Raw genomic sequence first — 17436 nt, forward strand, 5'->3', positions numbered from 1 at the left:
GCCCTCCCCGATCTCCGTCCACCCCGCGTGAACCGGCCGAGCCGCAAACGCCAGCCGCTGCGGCCCGCCCGCTTCTGCGCCGCCCGGTGCTGGCGGCGCCGCGCCCTGCGGCACGCCCGTCACCCGTGGCCCGTCCGCCGGCTGCGGTTCGCCCACCACCCGCGCAGCGCAGCGCACGCGCACCAGCCAAGCCGGCCGCAGTGGCCGCGAGCGCGCTCTCGCCCGGCGACAGCACACGGCTCAACAAGCGCCTGGCCGAGCTGGGCGTGTGCTCGCGCCGCGAAGCCGACGACTGGATTGCGCACGGTTGGGTCTACGTCAACGGCGCCGTGGCCGAGATGGGCATGCGCGTCACTGCGCAGGACAAGATCACGGTGGAGCGCGCAGCGCAGCGCCAGCAGGACAAGCAGGTCACCATCCTGCTGCACAAGCCCATGGGCTACGTGTCTGGCCAGGCCGAAGACGGCCACGAGCCGGCGGCGTCACTCATCAACCCGCGCAGCCAATGGCGCGAAGACCACAGTGGCCTGCGCTTTTCGCCGCCGCAACTGCGCGGTCTGGCGCCCGCCGGGCGGCTGGATATCGACTCGGTGGGGCTGCTGGTGCTGACGCAGGACGGACGCGTGGCGCGCCAGCTCATTGGCGAGGATTCCAGCGTCGACAAGGAATACCTGGTGCGCGTGGTCTACGAGGGGGATGGCGCACGGCGCTCGGGTGAACGTGCGCAGCCCTTGCAGGAAATTGATGAGCGAGATCCGGTGCGCACCAACGTGCAGGCGGTGTTTCCCCAGGCGCTGCTGGAGCGCCTGCGCCATGGCCTGAGCCTGGACGGCCAGCCGCTCAAGCCCGCCAAGGTGGATTGGCAGAACCCCGAGCAACTGCGTTTCGTGCTGGTCGAAGGCAAGAAGCGCCAGATTCGCCGCATGTGCGAGCAGGTGGGTCTCAAGGTGGTGGGATTGAAGCGCATCCGCATCGGCCGTATCACGCTGGGCGCGCTGCCAGTGGGGCAGTGGCGCTTTCTCTCTGCGAACGAGCATTTCTAAGCGAGCGCGGCCAGCCCGTCGTCCATTTCTGGAGCCCACGTGACAGCGACTTCCTCAACGCCCAAGGGCCCCAAGAGCAAGACCGCACGCGCCGCCGCTGCAACCGCTGCGGCCGTGCGGCAACTGCGCGCCACCGATGCGCGCGGCGTGGCCCGCCTGGCCACGCTGGCCACGGCTGGCGTGACCGACATCGCCGAGGGCGTGCACCGCTCGGTCCTGGACAGCATGGGCCTGCCGGGCGGCAAGGCTTCCGGGCGAACGCGCGGACTCACGGGGCTGGTGTACCAGGGCATTCGCGGCGTCACGCGGCTGGTGGGTGTGGGCCTGCAGGCCGCCCTGCTGCGGCTCGAACCCTTTCTGGATCGCGGCAGCGAAGCCAGCGCCGCGCCCCCGCCCGAGCGCGAAGCCGTGCTGGCGGCGCTCAATGGCGTGATGGGCGACCGCCTGGCCGCCGACGGCAACCCGCTGGCGCTGCCCATGGAGCTGCGCCAGCAGGGCCGCCCCATCGACCTGGCGGCGCTGGGCGCCTCGGGCCAGGCGACCGGCAAGGTGTTGCTGCTGCTGCATGGCCTGTGCATGAACGACCTGCAGTGGCAGCGCGCAGGCCACGACCATGGCGCACTGCTGGCCAAAGAGCTGGGCTACACACCGGTTTACGTGCGTTACAACACGGGCCTGCACACCTCCACCAACGGACGTGAGCTGGCCGGACGCATCGAAACCCTGCTGGCCGATTGGCCGGTGCCGGTGCAGGAATTCACGGTGCTGGTGCACAGCATGGGCGGCCTGGTGATGCGCAGCGCCTGCCAGCACGCGGCGGATGCCGGCCAGCAATGGATCGGGCGCCTGGACAAGCTGGTGTTTCTGGGCACGCCGCACCACGGCGCGCCGCTGGAGCGCGCTGGCAACTGGGTGGACGTGGTCCTCGGCAGCACGCCCTGGAGCCGGCCCTTTGCGCGCTTGGGGCAGTTGCGCAGCGCCGGTATCACCGACCTGCGCTACGGCCATGTGCAGGACGCCGACTGGCAGGGGCACGACCGCTTCCGCAGAAGCCCGGACAAGCGCCAGCCGCTGCCCTTGCCGGACGGCGTTGCCTGCTTCACCGTGGCGGCGACCCTGGCGCGTCAGCGCAGCCCGCTGGCCGAGCGCCTGCTGGGTGATGGCCTGGTGCCATTGGCCAGCGCGCTGGGCCAGCACGAGCAGCCCGCGCATGCGCTGGTGTTTGCCAAGAGCCGCCAACTGGTGGTGTACGGCGTGGGACACCTGCAATTGCTCGACAACCCGCGCGTGGCGCAGCAACTGGTGCAGTGGCTGACGCGCTGACGCAGCAGCGCGGCGCTACCATTGCCTTCCCAAGGAGACAACGTGGAAAACAAAAAATACCGCTTGGTGACGCGCAGCGACTTCGATGGCCTGGTCTGCGCCGTATTGCTCAACGAACTGGACCTGATCGACGAGATCACCTTCGTGCACCCCAAGGACATGCAGGACGGCAAGATCGCCATCACCGAGCGCGACATCACCACCAACCTGCCGTATGTGCCGGGCGCGCACCTGGTGTTCGACCACCACGAATCCGAGACGGTGCGCAACGCGGGGCGCCGCGACGTCAACCACATCATCGAAGCCCATGCGCCGTCGGCGGCGCGCGTGGTCTACAACCACTACGGCGGCAAGGCGGCTTTCCCGCACATCACCGACGAGATGATGGCGGCCGTGGACCAGGCGGACTCGGCCCAGTATTCGCGGGACGACATCCTCGACCCGCAGGGCTGGGTGCTGCTGAACTACCTGATGGATTCGCGCACCGGCCTGGGGCGCTTTCGGGAGTTCCGCATCAGCAACTACGCGCTGATGATGGACCTGATCCAATACTGCCGCGACCACACGATCGAGCAGATTCTGGATCTGCCCGATGTGCAGGAGCGCGTGGCGCTGTACCGCGACCATGCGGCCAGGGCCAAGGAGCAGATCCTGCAGTGCGCCATTCAGATTGGCAACCTGGTGGTGCTGGACCTGCGGCCCGAGGAGACCATCTGGGCGACCAACCGCTTCATGATCTACGCACTGTTCCCCACCGCCAACATCTCCATCCATGTGATGTGGGGCCTGCAAAAGCAGAACACCGTGCTGGCCGCGGGCAAGTCGATTCTGGACCGCAGCAGCAAGACGCATGTCGGCAACCTGATGCTCGAATTTGGCGGCGGCGGGCATGCGGCCGCAGGCACCTGCCAGGTGGCCAACGAGAAGGCCGACGGCATGCTGCAAATGCTGGTCCGGCGCATCAACACCGACGGTTAAAAATAACCATCAAATATGGCTCTATGGCTTATACAGTAAGCGCTAGCAGCTATTGAATTTGAGTTTCTTTCGGGTTGCGCCCTGTGTGCCGCCGGCGCTTGAAACCCGCCCCGCCCGCCCCTAAATGGGGGCTTGCAAGCGCCACGCCCATCCTGGGGCGGTGCTTTCGTCTTCTTTCCATTGTCGTTTCGTCAACCTATCCGTATGAGCAAACAAACCCTGTCCTTCCAGGCCGAAGTGGCCCAGCTGCTGCACCTGGTCACGCACTCGCTGTATTCGAACCCCGAAATCTTCGTGCGCGAGCTGATCTCCAACGCCTCCGACGCCTGCGACAAGCTGCGTTTCGAGGCGCTGGACACGCCAGCGCTGTACGAAGACGCGCCCAACCTGGAAGTGCGCGTGTCTTTCGACAAGGACGCCAAGACGCTCACCATTGCCGACAACGGCATCGGCATGAGCGCGCAAGAGGCCATCGACCACCTGGGCACCATTGCCAAGAGCGGCACCAAGGACTTCATGGGCAAGCTCACGGGCGACCAGAAGCAGGACGCCCAGCTCATCGGCCAGTTCGGCGTGGGTTTTTATTCGGGCTTCATCGTCGCCGACAAGATCACCGTGGAGTCGCGCCGCGCCGGTTTGCCCGCCAATGAAGGCGTGCGCTGGGTCAGCGGCGGCAGCGGCGATTTTCAGGTCGAGCAAATTGACCGGCCCGCACGCGGCACCAGCGTCATCCTGCACCTGCGCGCCGACGCCGAGGAATACCTCAACGCCTGGAAGCTCAAGAGCGTCATCGCCAAATACTCCGACCACATCAGCCTGCCCATCCTGATGGAAAAGGAAGAGTGGAAAGACGGCGAGCTGCTGACCCCCGGCGACGAAAATGGCGGCCGCCAGCCCGGCGGCATGGTCAAGACCGGCGAATGGGAAGCCGTGAACAAGGCCAGCGCCCTGTGGACCCGCCCCAAGAAGGACATCACCGACGAGCAGTACCAGGAGTTCTACAAGGCCATCAGCCACGACCACGAGGCCCCGCTGACCTGGGCGCACAACCGTGTCGAGGGCAACACCGAGTACACGCAACTGCTCTATATCCCCGCCAAGGCCCCGTTCGACCTGTGGAACCGCGACAAGAAGGCCGGCATCAAGCTCTACGTCAAGCGCGTCTTCATCATGGACGACGCCGAGGCGCTGATGCCCAGCTACCTGCGCTTCGTCAAGGGCGTGATCGATTCCAGCGACCTGCCGCTCAACGTCAGCCGCGAGCTGCTGCAGGAAAGCCGCGACGTGCGCGCCATCCGCGAAGGCTCGACCAAGCGCGTGCTCTCCATGCTGGAAGACCTGGCCAAGCACGACAGGCACGACGCCGCAGCCAACGCCGACGGCGTGACCGATGTGGTCGACGCCGACGACAAGGCCAAGGAAGGCAAGTACAGCCAGTTCTACGCCGAGTTCGGCGCGGTGCTCAAGGAAGGCCTGGGCGAAGATTTCGGCAACCGCGAGCGCCTGGCCAAGCTGCTGCGCTTTGCCTCCACGTCAAGCGACACGGCAAGCGTTTCGTTCGCCGACTACAAGGCGCGCATGAAGGAAGGCCAGGAGGCCATCTACTACATCACCGCCGACACCCTGGCCGCCGCCAAGAACAGCCCGCAGCTCGAAGTTTTCAAGAAGAAGGGCATCGAAGTGCTGCTCATGACCGACCGGGTCGATGAGTGGGCACTGAACTACCTGCAGGACTTCGACGGCACGCCACTGCAAAGTGTGGCCAAGGGTGCGGTCGATCTGGGCAAGCTGCAGGACGAGGCCGAGAAGAAGGCCACTGAGGAAGCGGCCGAGGCCTTCAAGCCGCTGCTCGCCAAGCTCAAGGAAGCGCTCAAGGACAAGGCCGAAGACGTGCGCGTCACCTCGCGCCTGGTCGATTCACCCGCCTGCCTGGTGGTGCAGGACGACGGCATGAGCACGCAACTTGCCCGCATGCTCAAGCAGGCCGGCCAGCAGGCACCTCAATCCAAGCCCGTGCTGGAAGTGAACCCCGAGCACCCGCTGGTGAAGAAGCTCGACGGCAGCGTGCACTTCAACGACCTGGCCAACATCCTGTTTGACCAGGCGCTGCTGGCCGAAGGCGGCTTGCCGGACGATCCGGCGGCCTACGTGCGCCGGGTGAATGCGCTGCTGGTCTAAAATCTAGTTAAAAATAGCTGCTAGCGCTTACCCAGTAAGCGTTAGCAGCTATCAAAACTAAAGTGATCTGACGGTACTGCAGGTGCAGCGGCGTTTCAGACGGGCCGTTTTGCCGAGCGCAGTATCCGGGCGTGCAGCGCATCGCGCTCGGTGGGGGCGGCATCCATCAGATCTTTGAGGGTCCGCTCGGGCAGTACCACGCTCTGGCGCCGGTCTTTGGCGACCGGGACGTTGCGCCAGCCCGAGAGCACCATCCAGTCCCACAGCTCGCGCGGCATGGGGTGGGTGACCTGCATCTTCAGACTGCCGCACATGATGGACGCTCCAACCGGAGGCAAGGGACCGACGGGCGGCGCCGCGCGCTTGGTGCGGATGGAAAACAAGGTGCGCAGCTTGTCTTTCATGGGTGCTGTTGTGTGGGGTAGTGGCAAGACCTTGCAGCATACAAGAACCACCCTTGACGGGTCAGACTGCCAGTGGTTCTTCGTGCATGGCTTCGATCTGGTCTTCCAGCAAGGCGATCTGCCCGCTCCAGTAGTCGCTTGAGCCAAACCAGGGGAAGTTGATCGGGAAGATCGGGTCGTGCCAGCGCCGTGCCAGCCAGGCACTGTAGTGGATCAGGCGCAGCGTGCGCAGCGGCTCGATCAGGGCCAGTTCGCGCCGGTCGAAGCTGCGGAACTGCTCGTAGCCCTCCAGCAGCGCACTCAATTGCCCGGTGCGCTGGCGCCGGTCGCCCGAGAGCAGCATCCAGAGATCCTGCACCGCTGGCCCACTGCGGGCGTCGTCCAGGTCGACAAAGTGTGGGCCGCCGCGCCCCCACTCATCCAGCGGGGTCCAGAGAATGTTGCCGGGGTGGCAGTCGCCATGCAGGCGGATCTGCGTGGAGGTTTTAAGGCTAAATTGGCCTCCAGCGCTTGATGGAACAGCGCTGACAGCTATGGTTTCAAGAGCGCGCTGGCACACGTCCAGCCAGCGCGATTGCATGTCCAGCGGCACGGCGGCATGCGCCACCAGCCAGTCGCGTGGTTCTTCGCCAAAGCTCTGCACGTCCAGCGCCGGGCGCTCGGCAAACGGCCTGGCCGCGCCTACGGTGTGCAGGCGCGCGAGAAAGCGGCCTATCCATTCCAGCACCTCCCAATCGTCCAGCTCGGGCGTGCGACCGCCGCGCCAGGGGCTCACCGAGAAGAGGAAATCGCCATGCTGGTGCACCGTCTGGCCACCCAGCACCAGCGGCGCCACGGCCGGCACCTCGGCCTCCACCAGCTCGGCGGCAAACGTGTGTTCTTCCAGGATTTGCGCCCGGCTCCAGCGCTGCGGCCGGTAGAACTTGGCGACGACGCGCTCGCCGTCTTCCAGCGTGGCCTAATAAACCCGGTTCTCGTACGACGACAGCGCCATCAGGCGCCCATCGCCATACAGGCCGACGCTGGCCAGGGCGTCGAGCACCTGGTCGGGGCTCAGGCGCGCGTAGGGGTGCGGGTCGGTGCCGCCTGCGTGGTTTTCGAAGGGAGGCTGTTCAGTGGCGTCGGGTGGGCTCATGCCCCATTGTCGCCCTCGCCGCGCTCTGCCTGCAGACTGGCGATGTGGCCGGTGCGCGGATCGCCGTGGCCGGCGAGCATATCCTGGAACAAGGCCTGCGTGGCCTCGGGGCCGAGGTGCCGCTGCACCACCAGCCAGGGCGCGGGCGGTGATTGCACTGCGGTGAGCAATTGGCTCCAGGCGCCCACCAGGCGATCGTTCAGCCCCTGCGCGCCCCACTCGCCGTGGCGTTTCTTGACCTGTGCAGGGGCGAAGAACATCACCGGGCGCGGCCCTGGCAACTGCCCGGCGCCGCCCAGGTCCTGCACGTGGCTGGCGCCGACGGAGCAGCTGTAGGCCAGCCCCGTAAAGTGCGCGTGGATGCGCTTGCGCAGCGCCACGCTGCCGGCGAAATCGATGTAGACACTGGCCTGGGCACCGCCGAGTTGCTCCAGGGCATCGTAGGCCAGCACGCGGTCGTAGCAGCCCAGGCTCTCGCAGAACGCCACGTTGCCGGGCGAGGTGAGGCCCACCACCTCCAGGCCGCCGCGCTGCGCCAGTTGAAACGCCGTGCCCCAGGCGGTCTTGCTGGAAGCGCTGGAGAGCAGCAGGCGGCGCGCGCCGAAAAACTGCTGGTCGGCCAGAAAGTCGTCGATCAGCCAGGACGTGACGAACAGCGGGCGCAAGAGCGCCTGCAGGTCTTCGTTGTCGTTCCGGTAGAACGGGTCGGCGCTGCTGCGCAGGTAGTGGTTGTAGACCGCGTGCAAGCCCGCGCGGTGCGGCGCGCCGTCGCTGAAGCCCGCAGCGTTTGCGCGCTGGGGCGAGAGCACCGCGCTGCTCGCCATGGGCCAGTAGCCGTACAGGCGCTCGCCCATGGTGACGTCGGGGTGCGCAGATTCCACCACCGTGCCAAAGCCCCAGACCGGCACGATGCCCCAGCCCTCTTCACCGCTGGGAAAGAAGCCCCAGTAGTTCAGCAGGTCGCCCAGGGCCGCGTAGGTGACGTTGTTGGCGGTGAGCGCGAACGCATCGACGCGCACGCGCACCTGGCCATCGACAAGGGGCGTGTCGGGTGCCGAAACAAGGCGGGTGGTGGCCAGTTGGTCCTGGCGAACGAGGAGGGTGGTGGTCATTTCGCGACAGTAGCCCAAAGCGGTGGGCGTCTCAATGCCTGGGAGAGCCTTGTGAGACAGCGGGCACAAGGCCGGCCACGGCGACAATGGGCCTTTGCGCGAAGCGCCCTGCTTCGGCCGGACAGACAAGGTGCCCCCGTGCCCGCTTTGAACAAACGACTGCACATCGCACGCCGCGGCGTGCTCTATTCGCTGGTGCTGTGCACGCTGATTCTGCTGATCGGCGGGGTGGGCTTCTGGGCCCTGGACCCAGGCGTGCACACCCTGGCCGACGGCCTGTGGCTGGCCTTCACCACGGCGGCGACGGTGGGCTATGGCGACATCGTGCCCAGCACCCACGCCTCGCGCGGTTTTGCGGTGCTGGTGGTGCTGCTGGGTCTGGCGGTGCTGTCCTTGGCGACGGCCTCGCTGGCGGCCATCTTTGTGGAAAAGGACGCGCAGGCCGACGAGGTGGTGTTCGAAGAAGACCTCGCCAGCGAGATCAGCCTGTTGCGGGACGACATTCGCGTTCTGCGCGAGGAAGTGCGGGCGCTGCGCCAGCAGCCGCCCGCTTGAATGCTTATGCCAGGGTGATGTTCACGTCGATGTTGCCGCGCGTCGCGTTCGAGTACGGGCACACCTGGTGGGCGGCGTCGATCAGCTTTTGCGCAGCATCACGGTCCATGCCAGGCAGTGACACCTTCATGCGCACGGCAATGCCGTAGGCGTTGGGGATGGGGCCCAGGTCCACTTCGGCGTCCACGGCCAGGTCTTGCGGCAGCGTGAGCTGCGTCTTGCCGGCCACGGCCTTCATGGCGCCGATGAAGCAGGCCGAGTAGCCGGCGGCAAACATCTGCTCGGGGTTGGTGCCGGTGCCAGGCGTGCCGGGCGAAGAGAGCTTTACGTCCAGGCGGCCGTCGTCGCTGCGGGACGACCCTTCGCGGCCGCCGATGGTGTGGGCTTTGGCGGTGTACAGAACTTTGTCGAGCGTGGTCATGGTGGGTTCCTTCAAGGTTGTGCCTGCGGTGCAGGCGGGGGACAAACGGAATCTGTGGCCATGCCGCCAGCGGCGAGGGTGCCGCGCAGCGCCTGCAGTTGGCACTTCAGCGCGTGGATTTGCGGCAATTCGAGCTGGCTGTAGGCGCGCACACAGGCCGGTACGCTGCGCGCCTGCTGCTGCAGCGCGCGACCCGCCGGGGTGAGGGCGATGCGCACGCGCCGCTCGTCCGCGCTGTCGCGGGTGCGCTGCAGCCAGCCCGCAGCCTCCAGGCGCTTGAGCAGCGGAGTGAGCGTGCCGGAATCAAGGAACAGGCGCTCGCCGATGCTGGAGACAGGCAGATCGTCCTGCTCCCACAGCACAAGGAGCACCAGGTATTGGGGGTAGGTGAGGCCCAGGGCATCCAGCAGCGGCTTGTACACCTTGGTCATGGCAAGCGACGCCGAATAGAGCGCGAAACAGAGCTGGTGGTCGAGCAGCAGTTCGGGTGGGCTGGAGGGCGGGAGTCGCGATAGCATGGTCAAATTGTAGCGGACAATTAAATTGTGCACAATGTAATTGTCCGATATGCATGGCGGTGCAGTGCGTTGGCTGCGCGGGGGTTCATCGGGGTCAGACCCAATGAACCCCCGATAAACCCCAATGAACCGTCAGTACCCGTACACGCCGCGCCCTGTCTTGCGCCCAAGGTGCCCTGCGGCCACCAGCTCTTTGAGCAGTGGGCAGGCGCGGTATTTGCTGTCGCCGAACTCCTGCAGGTAGACCTCCATCACCGCCAGGCACACGTCCAGGCCAATCATGTCGGCCAGAGCCAGCGGGCCGATGGGCTGGTTGCAGCCAAGCTTCATGCCGGCGTCGATGTCTTCGGGTGTGGCAAGGCCTTCGGCCAGTACGAAGAACGCTTCGTTGATCATGGGCACCAGGATGCGGTTGACGACAAAGCCTGGCGCGTTCTTCACCGTGATGGGCGACTTGCCCAGCCGCAGCGCCAGTGCCTTGACGGCGTCGTGCGTGGCATCGCTCGTTCGCACACCGCGAATCAGCTCCACCAGCGCCATCATCGGCACCGGGTTGAAGAAATGCATACCGATGAAATGGCCAGGGCGCGAAGTGGCGGCCGCCAGTTTGGTGATCGAGATCGACGAGGTGTTCGATGCGATCAGCACCTCGGGCCCCGCAATGGCGTCGACCTGCTTCAAGATCTTGAGCTTGAGCTCGTAGTTCTCCGTCGCCGCCTCGATGATGAGCTGTGCGCCCTTGAGGTCGGCGTAATTCGTCGAAGTGTGGATGTGCGCCAACGCGGCATCCTTGTCGGCGCCGCTGATCTTTTCCTTCTTGATCAGGCGGTCCAGGCTGTTGGCGACTGTTGCGACGCCCTTGAGGACGGCCGCGTCCGAGATATCCACCATCACCACGTCCACGCCCGCCACTGCGCAGGCCTGCGCGATGCCGTTGCCCATGGTGCCCGCGCCGATGATGCCAACCTTTGTGATTTCCATATAGAGAGCTCTCTTCAAAGTGAAATAGACCTGAACGATGGTAGCGAGAATCGCCTGCGCTTGCGGTTATGGTGCGCCAGAGCCGCCGCTCGAAGACGGTGGCCCCACAACCAAGGAGACCCATGTTCGACTACATCGTGATTGGCGGCGGCTCGGCCGGCTGTGTGCTGGCGGGGCGCCTCAGCGAAGACCCGGCGGTGCGCGTGTGCCTGCTGGAGGCCGGCAAACCCGACAGCAGTGTGCTGATCCACTGCCCCGCTGGCCTGGCCATCATGGCCAAGTACGAACTCAACGGCTGGGGCCAGAACACCACGCCCCAGGCGGGCCTCAACGGCCGGTGCGGCTACCAGCCGCGCGGCAAGGTGCTGGGCGGGTCCAGCTCGATCAACGCCATGATCTACGCGCGCGGCCAGCACGCGGACTACGACCACTGGGCGGCGCAGGGCAACCCCGGCTGGGCGTGGGACGACGTGTTGCCTTACTTCAAGCGCTCCGAACACAACGAGCGCGGCGCCGACGCATTGCACGGCAGCGGCGGGCCGCTCAACGTCATGGACCTGCGTTCGCCCAACCCCTTTGCGCAGCATTTTGTCGAAGCCGGTGTGCAGGCGGGCGAAGTGCGCAACGGCGACTTCAACGGCCCGTCGCAGGAAGGCGTGGGCCTGTACCAGGTCACGCACAAGAACGGCGAGCGCTTCAGCGCCGCCAAGGGGTATCTCACGCCGCACCTTGCCAGGCCGAACCTGCGGGTGATTACCGGCGCGCGCGCCACGCGTATCGTGCTCGACGGCAAGCGTGCGGTGGGTGTCGAGTATGAGCAGGGCGGTGTGCGCCAGACGCTGCGCTGTTCGCGCGAAGTGCTGCTGTCGGCCGGCGCGCTGCTCTCGCCGCAGTTGCTGATGCTCTCGGGCATCGGGCTGGGCACGCAGCTGCAGCAGCACGGCATTGCCGTGGCGCACGATCTGCCCGGCGTCGGCCTGCATTTGCACGACCACGTGGATGTCGTGCAGGTCATGGACGCGCCGGGCCTCTACGACCTGTTCGGTATTTCGCTCCCTGGCGCCCTGCGCATCCTGCGCGGCATCGGCGAGTGGCGCCGCGCGCGCAGCGGCATGCTGACCACCAACTTCGCCGAATCCGGCGGTTTCATCAAGAGCCGCCCCGAGGAAGCCGCGCCGGATTTGCAACTGCACTTCGTTATCGGCAAGCTGGTGGACCATGGCCGCAAGACGGTGCTGGGCCACGGGTACTCGTGCCACGTCTGCCTGCTGCAGCCCAAGAGCCGGGGCAGCGTGCAGCTCGCCAGCAGCGATCCCAATGCCCTGCCGCTGGTGGACCCCAACTTCCTGGGCGAGCAGGACGACCTGGACCGCCTGGTGCGCGGCGTGCGCCGCATGCGTGAAATCCTGGGCCAGAGCGCGCTGGCAAAGTTTGGCGCGCGCGAATCCAAGGCCTCTGCCGGCGCCACGAGCGACGCGCAAATCGAGCAGTTCATCCGCAACCACGCCGACACCATCTACCACCCGGTGGGTAGCTGCCGCATGGGGCAGGGGCCGCTCGATGTGGTGGATGCCGAGCTGCGCGTGCACGGGTTGCAAGGCCTGCGGGTGGTGGACGCGTCCATCATGCCGCGCGTGGTCAGCGGCAATACCAATGCGCCGACCATCATGATTGCCGAGAAGGCGGTGGATTTGCTGCGCGCTGCGGCGTGAAAAACCGCACGCTTGCCGCTGATGCCTGGCGAAATAAGGATTTCTCAAGGGGCGGATAAGAAATTTTTAACGGCGATTTTCAAGCGGAATTTCTAGACTTCCTTTCGTGGCTCTCCGGGCACCGTGCCTGGAGGGACGAGCCATGAAACGCAACGCGCCAGACGCGAAGGAAGCACTTGCCATGAAGTTCGACAGCGAGGAATTGACCGCCATTGCCCAACCGGAGGGCACCGTTCGGTGGGACATGTACGCCACCATTCACAAGGCCTTGCGCGCCTGCATGTGCGACGCGCTCGTGGCGGTGGGCCGCATGGACACCGACGACGACCTGGAGTGCGCCCAGACCTGCCAAAGCGTGCTGGGCCTCATGGACTTCTGCCACAGCCACGTGCAGCATGAGAACGCTTTCGTGCATCCCGCCATCGAGCAGCTCGCACCCGGAGAGAGCGCACGCGCCGCGGCCGAGCATGTGGAGCACGAAGCCGACATCGCGCGAATCGCCGCTGCTGCGACGCGGCTCATGGGTCTGCCTGCTGCGCTGCGTCGGGGCGAAGCGCACCGCCTCTACCACCAGCTCTCGCGCTTCGTCGCCCACAATTTCGAGCACATGCTCATGGAGGAACACCAGCACAACGCAGTGCTGTGGGCTGGGTTCAGCGACGCGCAGTTGCAGGGCATCGAGGATGCGCTGCGTGCCGCCATTCCCCCGCAGGAAATGATGGAAGACCTGCGCTGGATGCTGCCGGCCCTCAGCCCTGCCGAGCGCGCCGGCCTGATGCGCGGCATGCGCGAGGAGGCGCCACTGCCGGCCTTTTCCGCGGCGCTCGCGCTGGCACGCCAGCACCTGAACGCCACGCAATGGAGCAAGCTCGAAGGTGCGCTGGCGCAGGCGTCCTAGTCCGCTCGCTACATGCCAAGCTTCCACACCACCCAGACGATCCGATCCGCGCGCCACAAGCGCTGGTGTGGGCGCTGTTGTCGGAGCTTGCGGCGTCGCCGGTCACGGAGTGGCGCGCAGGCACCGACTTTGCCTGGTGGAGTACCCACTCCGGCCTGCGAGTACGGGCCAGGCACACGCTGCATCCAGAGCCGCAAGGGGTGTGCCGCGTTTGCCTGGAGCTTCGGATGCCGGGTGCGCCGGGTTCCCGCGCTGCGTTGTTCCCCGGTGCGATAACAAAGCGGTACTTGGCACTCGAGGCAGCGTGCCTTGCAGCGTACGCGCAGCCCGATGCTGCAGGCGTCAAGGCCGGCGCAGCCGACCCGAGGGAGGACTTGCCTTGAGAGCGCAGGGCGCTCAGCGGGAAACCGTATCCAGTTCCACCGGGCGCTTGAGCACCAGCCGCAGCCGCCCTCTGCCAGTCTTTTCCAGCCGGATGTGCGGGCTGTTTTCCTGCAGCCGCCGCTGCAGCAAGAGCAACCGCGCCTCCAGGTTGTCGGCCACGTCAGGCAGCTTGAGGCTTGCGTCCAGCCGCAGTTCGCGGTTGGAGAAATCCACCCGGCCCGTCGCAAGCGTTTCGCGCAGCAGCTTGCAGAAGATGGCGCCGGCAACGCCCTTGATCAGATAGTCGTCGTTGAGGAATACGCTGTCGTTGGCGCTGAAATGGCGCACGCGCACCGGCGATCCGGTGGGCGGCCGGGCGCTTGCCAGCGCAGGTTCGGCCGGTTCGGCGTGCTCCGCGAACGCGCGCAGCGGGTCCAGCGCCACCGCCAGTTGGCCGGCCAGTGCCACCAGCGCGTCTTCTTCCTGGTAGCCAAAGCGCATTTCGTCGGCGCTTTCCACGAACACCACGCCGAGCATGCGGCCGGCGGCCAGCAGGGGAATGGCCAGCTGGCTGCCTGGTGCATCGAGGCCGGGGTAGGGGATATCCTGCCCGGCGGGAGTGGCGTCGGCCGCCATGCTGCGGCGGATGGAATGCGTGTACAGGCTGGCGTGCGTCACATGGCTGATGCGCACCGCAGTGCGCTGCTGCGCTGCCACGCCGATAACGCCCTGGCCAAGCCCCACTTCGGACCCCACGCCGGACTGCGCATAGCCCATGCTCGCCACGGTGTAGAGCCGGCCGGTCGCGGCGTCGGGCAGCAGCACCATGGCGTGCTCCACGCCCATGTAGGCGCGCATGCCGGCAAACAAGGCCTGCACCAGGTCCTCCAGCGCGGTGCACTGCGCCAGGTCCTGGCAGCAGCGGCGCAGCGCGTGCAGCAGGTCGCAGCGGGCGGGCGCAGGGCTCAGGCCTTCACCCGGCAGCGATTCAATGTCTTCGACGCGGTAGATGTCGGCCCCCCGCAGCACAAACACGTCGGCCATGCCTTCATGCGAGGCAATGCCCGCAAGTTGCGCCCGCATGCCTTCAAACAAGGGGCCGCTGTCCTCCGTGCGCAGATAGCGCAGATGCAACCGGTGCAGCAGCCCTGTGCCGGGGTCGGTCAGCAGCACCGTGGCGCAGGGGTTGACCAAGATGTTGCGCCGCGTTTTGTTGAAGAACTGGAACGACAGCGCGACATGCATCTCGTCCACGTACACCACCTGCGAGAGGTAGGCCACGTTGGGCATGCCTTCGGCATCGCAGGTCGCGACCATTCCGGGAACCGCGCCTTCCAGGCAGGCTCGCAGCGGCCGAAGGTCGGGTTCGGCGCGTGCCTTCATGTCGAGCCTTCCAGGGCGCGCAGCGGCGACCCGGCGCGCGGCCCCGGCGTTTGGTCGAACGCCTGCTCGGGCGCTATCTCGACCGCCACCAGTTCCTGCGGCTGCGCAACGTGAAGCAGGGCGGCGACGAACTCGGGCGGGTAGCCGAGCGAGCCAATCTCTCGCTGCATGGCGGCAACGTACGCGGGCTGAGCAGCTTGCTCGTAAGGCGTCGCAGAGCGCACCCGCGCGCGGGACGCCTTGAGCTGCAGCGTGCGGTTGGTGCTCGGCTGGCTGAGGACGATCGCCATCGGCCGGCCGGCTTGCAGATCGCTCAGTAGCTCGCGGCTCTGGTCAGGGCGCAGGAGGGCGGTGAGCTTGCGCCCATCCGGGCGCATGGAAAGTGCCAGGGCGCGTGCGATGCTGGGCTGGCTGGTGGCCGAGCGCGAGGCGACGATGCCCGAGACGCCAGCGTTGATCCAGGCGACGTGCTCGGGCAGCAGCAGGGGCGCGGCGCGGTTCGTCATGGCGACTGCATCATGCGCGAAAACGCTTGCGCGTCAACGCCAGCGCTACCCAGAACGCTAGCACGGTGGTGGCAATCAGCGTCCCCCCGCTCTGCAGCACGTGCTGGGGCCACTCGTCCATGAACAGCGGCCGCACCAGTTCCACTGCGTTGGTCAGCGGCAGCCAGTCCGAAATCGTGTGCACCAGCGGCGGCAGTTGCTCGCGCGGGAAGAACACCCCCGAGAGGAACATCTGCGGCGTCAGCACCAGGGTGAAGTAGTAGGTGAAGAAGTCGTAGCCCTTGGCCAGCGCATTGAAGATGAGCGCAATCGCCGAGAACATGATGCCCACGCACAGCAGCACCGGCCAGGCCACCAGCAGTTTGGGGCTGTGGCTGATGCCGAGCGCCAGCATCACCAGCAAAATCGCCGTCACCGTGAACAGCGCCTTGAACGCCGCCCACAGCAGCTCGGCCAGCAGCACGCTGTCGAGGCTGACCGGTGTGTTCATGATGCCTTCCCAGGTCTTTTGCACGTGCATGCGCGAGAAGGCCGAATAAAGCGCCTCGAAGCTCGCCGCGTTCATGGCGCTCATGCAGATCGAGCCACTGGCCAAAAACAGGATGTAGGGCACCGGCTCGCCATGCACCGTGAGCTTGCCCACCAGCGCCCCCATGCCGTAGCCGAAGGCCACCAGCCACATCAGCGGCTCGGCGATGTTGCCCACCAGGCTGGGAATGGCGAGCTTGCGCCAGACCAGCAGGTTGCGCAGAAATACCGGCCACCAGTTGCGCGAGAGGTCGGGCGCGCGCCAGAGGCTGGGCGGGCGGGCCACTTCACTTGGCGTCATGCGTCCTCCCTTATTTGGCGGCCGGTGAGTTTCAAGAACAAATCCTCCAGATTCGCCGGCCGGTGCAGGGTGCGCAGCTGCGGGTGCTCCAGCAGTACATCAAGCAGCGGGTGCGCATTCTGGGTATAGAAAAACACCGTCTCCCCGCTCACCTCGATGCGCTCGGCCAGTGGTGCCAGCCTGGCGTCGCGCTGCAAGGCCAGCGCTCCGGCGCCATAGACCTCCACCACCTCGCGCTCCAGGTGCTCGGCAATCAGGGTGCGGGGCGCGCCTTCGGCAATCTTCTTGCCGTGGTCGAGCACGATGAGGCGCGAGCACAGGCGCTCGGCCTCGTCCATGAAGTGCGTGGTGAGCAGGATGGAGGTGCCGCCCTGCACCAGGCGCTGCAGCCGCTCCCACATCAAATGGCGCGCCTGCGGGTCCAGGCCGGTGGTGGGTTCGTCGAGCAGCAGCAGGTGCGGGGCGTTGACCAGGGCTCGCGCCAGCGAGAGGCGCCGCTTCATGCCGCCCGAGAGCTCGCCGGGGCGGGCAGCAGCCTTGTGGCTCAGTGCGGCGAACTCCAGGAGTTGGGGAATGCGCTCATCCAGCACCGCGCGTTTCAATCCGAAATAGCGGCCATAGACGCGCAGGTTTTCAGAGCAGTTGAAGTCGGGGTCCAGCGTGTCGAACTGCGTCACCACCCCCAGCTGCTGCTTGATGGCCAGCGCGTCGCGCGGCATGGCGAGCGGCGCGCCACCTGCCGGTGGGTGGTAGTGGATGCTGCCGGCGTCTGGCGCCGTGAACCCCAGGCACATGCGGATGGTGGTGGTCTTGCCCGCGCCGTTGGGGCCGATCACGCCCAGGCATTCGCCGGGGGCGATGGCAAAGGAGACGCCGTCCACCACCACCGCGCTGCCGTAGGATTTGCAGAGCCCGGAGACGTCGAGCAAGGGCGGCGGGGCCAGCGGCACCGCGAGCGGTGGGGTGGAAGGCGCTGCAGCGTCGGGAGGGACCATGTGCGTGCATTCTCCCGCACGGCGGCGCCAGCGGGTGCAAGCCGCCGAATTTTAGGTAAAAAGTGCCTCTCGCGCTTACTGGATAAGCGCTGTAAGCTATCA

The 17436-nt window shown here is 66.4% G+C and carries 16 protein-coding genes and 1 pseudogene; 7 read left to right on the forward strand and 10 right to left on the reverse strand.

The window, feature by feature from the left end; all coding sequences use genetic code 11:
* The first annotated feature begins 200 nt into the window (after window positions 1-200).
* The 4 genes from AC07ZH_RS07350 (at window position 201) to htpG (ending at window position 5522) form a co-directional block, all read left to right on the forward strand.
* Window positions 201-1043, forward strand: a complete 843-nt coding sequence (locus AC07ZH_RS07350; RefSeq protein WP_495199282.1) for a pseudouridine synthase — start codon at window positions 201-203, stop codon at window positions 1041-1043.
* Window positions 1044-1082: 39 nt separating this feature from the next.
* On the forward strand, window positions 1083-2366 hold the full coding sequence (locus tag AC07ZH_RS07355) for a lipase family alpha/beta hydrolase (RefSeq protein WP_495199170.1): 1284 nt from the start codon (window positions 1083-1085) through the stop codon (window positions 2364-2366).
* Window positions 2367-2408: 42 nt separating this feature from the next.
* On the forward strand, window positions 2409-3344 hold the full coding sequence (locus tag AC07ZH_RS07360; protein ID WP_119110109.1) for an exopolyphosphatase: 936 nt from the start codon (window positions 2409-2411) through the stop codon (window positions 3342-3344).
* Window positions 3345-3548: 204 nt separating this feature from the next.
* A complete protein-coding gene (htpG, locus tag AC07ZH_RS07365) occupies window positions 3549-5522 on the forward strand; it encodes a molecular chaperone HtpG (RefSeq protein WP_495199171.1) in 1974 nt (657 codons plus the stop codon).
* 95 nt (window positions 5523-5617) lie between these two features.
* Here htpG and AC07ZH_RS07370 read toward each other — a convergent pair whose 3' ends face one another.
* The 3 genes and pseudogenes from AC07ZH_RS07370 to AC07ZH_RS07380 all read right to left on the reverse strand — a co-directional run bounded on the left by AC07ZH_RS07370 (window position 5618) and on the right by AC07ZH_RS07380 (window position 8173).
* Window positions 5618-5926, reverse strand: a complete 309-nt coding sequence (locus AC07ZH_RS07370) for a hypothetical protein (RefSeq protein WP_119110111.1) — start codon at window positions 5924-5926, stop codon at window positions 5618-5620.
* Between the two features lie 61 nt (window positions 5927-5987).
* Window positions 5988-7061: pseudogene (locus AC07ZH_RS07375) on the reverse strand (serine/threonine protein kinase).
* Window positions 7058-8173: a DUF2855 family protein gene (locus AC07ZH_RS07380; protein ID WP_495199172.1), complete on the reverse strand. Its 1116-nt coding sequence runs from the start codon at window positions 8171-8173 to the stop codon at window positions 7058-7060. The pseudogene AC07ZH_RS07375 and the gene AC07ZH_RS07380 overlap by 4 nt, the downstream one beginning before the upstream one ends.
* A 138-nt stretch (window positions 8174-8311) precedes the next feature.
* Between AC07ZH_RS07380 and AC07ZH_RS07385 the strand changes: the two genes are divergently transcribed.
* Window positions 8312-8728 carry a potassium channel family protein gene (locus AC07ZH_RS07385; protein WP_495199173.1) on the forward strand — a complete coding sequence of 139 codons (417 nt, stop codon included), beginning with the start codon at window positions 8312-8314 and terminating at the stop codon, window positions 8726-8728.
* A gap of 4 nt (window positions 8729-8732) precedes the next feature.
* Here AC07ZH_RS07385 and AC07ZH_RS07390 read toward each other — a convergent pair whose 3' ends face one another.
* From AC07ZH_RS07390 to AC07ZH_RS07400, 3 genes are all read right to left on the reverse strand, one after another.
* The gene (locus AC07ZH_RS07390; protein ID WP_495199174.1) at window positions 8733-9149 is read right to left on the reverse strand and encodes an organic hydroperoxide resistance protein; all 417 of its coding nucleotides are present in this window, start codon (window positions 9147-9149) and stop codon (window positions 8733-8735) included.
* Between the two features lie 11 nt (window positions 9150-9160).
* On the reverse strand, window positions 9161-9667 hold the full coding sequence (locus AC07ZH_RS07395; RefSeq protein WP_495199175.1) for a MarR family winged helix-turn-helix transcriptional regulator: 507 nt from the start codon (window positions 9665-9667) through the stop codon (window positions 9161-9163).
* A 132-nt stretch (window positions 9668-9799) separates the two neighbouring features.
* The gene (locus AC07ZH_RS07400) at window positions 9800-10648 is read right to left on the reverse strand and encodes a 3-hydroxybutyryl-CoA dehydrogenase (protein WP_495199176.1); all 849 of its coding nucleotides are present in this window, start codon (window positions 10646-10648) and stop codon (window positions 9800-9802) included.
* 122 nt (window positions 10649-10770) lie between these two features.
* Here AC07ZH_RS07400 and AC07ZH_RS07405 point away from each other — a divergent pair, with 122 nt between their 5' ends.
* Window positions 10771-12360 carry a GMC family oxidoreductase gene (locus tag AC07ZH_RS07405; RefSeq protein WP_495199177.1) on the forward strand — a complete coding sequence of 530 codons (1590 nt, stop codon included), beginning with the start codon at window positions 10771-10773 and terminating at the stop codon, window positions 12358-12360.
* A gap of 142 nt (window positions 12361-12502) precedes the next feature.
* Window positions 12503-13258, forward strand: coding sequence for a hemerythrin domain-containing protein (locus AC07ZH_RS07410; protein WP_495199178.1), 756 nt, complete (start codon window positions 12503-12505; stop codon window positions 13256-13258).
* A 396-nt stretch (window positions 13259-13654) separates the two neighbouring features.
* Here the strand turns inward: AC07ZH_RS07410 and AC07ZH_RS07415 are convergent, their stop codons facing one another.
* Genes AC07ZH_RS07415 through AC07ZH_RS07430 form a run of 4 tightly spaced genes read right to left on the reverse strand, consistent with a single transcriptional unit; the run spans window position 13655 to window position 17334 of the window.
* Window positions 13655-15004, reverse strand: coding sequence for a GAF domain-containing protein (locus AC07ZH_RS07415; RefSeq protein ID WP_495199179.1), 1350 nt, complete (start codon window positions 15002-15004; stop codon window positions 13655-13657).
* Window positions 15001-15510, reverse strand: coding sequence for a hypothetical protein (locus AC07ZH_RS07420; RefSeq protein ID WP_495199180.1), 510 nt, complete (start codon window positions 15508-15510; stop codon window positions 15001-15003). The genes AC07ZH_RS07415 and AC07ZH_RS07420 overlap by 4 nt, the downstream gene beginning before the upstream one ends.
* 10 nt (window positions 15511-15520) lie before the next feature.
* Window positions 15521-16339, reverse strand: a complete 819-nt coding sequence (locus AC07ZH_RS07425; RefSeq protein ID WP_495199181.1) for an ABC transporter permease — start codon at window positions 16337-16339, stop codon at window positions 15521-15523.
* Window positions 16336-17334, reverse strand: coding sequence for an ATP-binding cassette domain-containing protein (locus AC07ZH_RS07430; protein WP_495199182.1), 999 nt, complete (start codon window positions 17332-17334; stop codon window positions 16336-16338). The genes AC07ZH_RS07425 and AC07ZH_RS07430 overlap by 4 nt, the downstream gene beginning before the upstream one ends.
* Window positions 17335-17436: the final 102 nt, after the last annotated feature.

Source organism: Simplicispira sp. GW247-4R2A, assembly GCF_059424465.1.

What these genes read in the sequence shown, in the direction of transcription:
- AC07ZH_RS07430 (WP_495199182.1), bottom strand. Translation starts at nt 17,334, where the DNA reads ATGGTCCCTCCCGACGCTGCAGCGCCTTCCACCCCACCGCTCGCGGTG.
- AC07ZH_RS07410 (WP_495199178.1), top strand. Translation starts at nt 12,503, where the DNA reads ATGAAACGCAACGCGCCAGACGCGAAGGAAGCACTTGCCATGAAGTTC.
- AC07ZH_RS07400 (WP_495199176.1), bottom strand. Translation starts at nt 10,648, where the DNA reads ATGGAAATCACAAAGGTTGGCATCATCGGCGCGGGCACCATGGGCAAC.
- AC07ZH_RS07390 (WP_495199174.1), bottom strand. Translation starts at nt 9,149, where the DNA reads ATGACCACGCTCGACAAAGTTCTGTACACCGCCAAAGCCCACACCATC.
- AC07ZH_RS07420 (WP_495199180.1), bottom strand. Translation starts at nt 15,510, where the DNA reads ATGACGAACCGCGCCGCGCCCCTGCTGCTGCCCGAGCACGTCGCCTGG.
- AC07ZH_RS07380 (WP_495199172.1), bottom strand. Translation starts at nt 8,173, where the DNA reads ATGACCACCACCCTCCTCGTTCGCCAGGACCAACTGGCCACCACCCGC.
- AC07ZH_RS07405 (WP_495199177.1), top strand. Translation starts at nt 10,771, where the DNA reads ATGTTCGACTACATCGTGATTGGCGGCGGCTCGGCCGGCTGTGTGCTG.
- AC07ZH_RS07425 (WP_495199181.1), bottom strand. Translation starts at nt 16,339, where the DNA reads ATGACGCCAAGTGAAGTGGCCCGCCCGCCCAGCCTCTGGCGCGCGCCC.
- AC07ZH_RS07415 (WP_495199179.1), bottom strand. Translation starts at nt 15,004, where the DNA reads ATGAAGGCACGCGCCGAACCCGACCTTCGGCCGCTGCGAGCCTGCCTG.
- AC07ZH_RS07395 (WP_495199175.1), bottom strand. Translation starts at nt 9,667, where the DNA reads ATGCTATCGCGACTCCCGCCCTCCAGCCCACCCGAACTGCTGCTCGAC.
- htpG (WP_495199171.1), top strand. Translation starts at nt 3,549, where the DNA reads ATGAGCAAACAAACCCTGTCCTTCCAGGCCGAAGTGGCCCAGCTGCTG.
- AC07ZH_RS07370 (WP_119110111.1), bottom strand. Translation starts at nt 5,926, where the DNA reads ATGAAAGACAAGCTGCGCACCTTGTTTTCCATCCGCACCAAGCGCGCG.